This is a genomic window from Streptomyces sp. NPDC030222 (genome assembly GCF_055573115.1).
Window position 1 is genome coordinate 1 of sequence record NZ_JBVICA010000073.1, and the last position, 1,029, is coordinate 1,029.

At 67.2% G+C, this 1,029-nt stretch carries 1 protein-coding gene; it reads right to left on the bottom strand.

The features are described from left to right. Positions 1–87: 87 nt before the first annotated feature. Positions 88–1,029, bottom strand: a complete 942-nt coding sequence (locus tag ACZ4Z5_RS33365) for an IS4 family transposase (RefSeq protein WP_468270038.1) — start codon at positions 1,027–1,029, stop codon at positions 88–90.

Genomic DNA, 1,029 nt, shown 5'->3' on the forward strand with positions numbered 1-1,029 from the left:
TGTTTGAGGTGCCAGTTGGTCATCTTGCGTTTGATGACGCGGGGGTTGGAGCGTTGTCTGCGGGGTGGCAGGAGTCTTTCCAGCAGCTCACGGATGGTGTGGGTCAGGGCTCGGCTGAGTCGTGAGGGGGGAAAGCGCCGCCTGGTCGGTGACGTGGCGGCGGGCGATGCGAAGGGTGCGGGTGAAGGACAGCCGGTCCGGGTCGATGCCGGCTTGGTGAGCTGTTGCGTGCATGACGTCCCGAAGTGCGTGGTGGACGAGAAGGAAGCCGTAGATTTCCTGCTCAACACCGTCGGGGTATTGCGAGCGAAGGACGAGGCGGTGTCCGCCCTGATGGGTTTTGATCTCGTCCAGCGTGTTCTCGATCTCCCACCGCTGGTGGTAGAGGCCCGCCAGGTCGGTGGCGGGCGCCTGGTCCGGGTCGCAGATGGTCGTGATCAGCCGGTAGACCATGTCGTCGCCGTCGCGGCCGAGGGTGTACTCGATGACCCTCACCCGGGCCGGATCACGATGGGCGCGGTGGCCGGTGGCCGCGATCTCGGACAGATAGGAGCCGTCGTCGAAGGCTTCAAGGACCGGGAGCACGACGTTCTTGCGGACCCGCCACAACAGGTCCGCGCCCGTATCCGAGACGGCCTGCCACAGCTCGAACCCGGTGATGCCGCGGTCGGCCATCAGCAGCATTCCCGGCTCCAGCCGGCCCAGCAGGCCGGGAATCAGCTGCTGTTCATGCACCGAGAGCGGGCCAGATGCCGCGGCGAACACCGCATGTGTCCCGCATTCCACCAGGGCGGCAACCCTCACCTGCGGATACGCACTGCGCTGCTGCCCACGACCCGAGCCGGGCCGGCCGAAGAACGAGCTGTTGGCCTCGGTGTCCGGCACATCAAACGTGGTGCCGTCCACCGCGACCAGACGCCACCGCCGATACCAGGCACCAGCCGTGTCCGAGGCAGCCACCGGCCGGCACACCCGGTCGAACAACACCTTCAACGGCTCCGGCCCCAACCGCCTGCGGGCTCTGCCGAT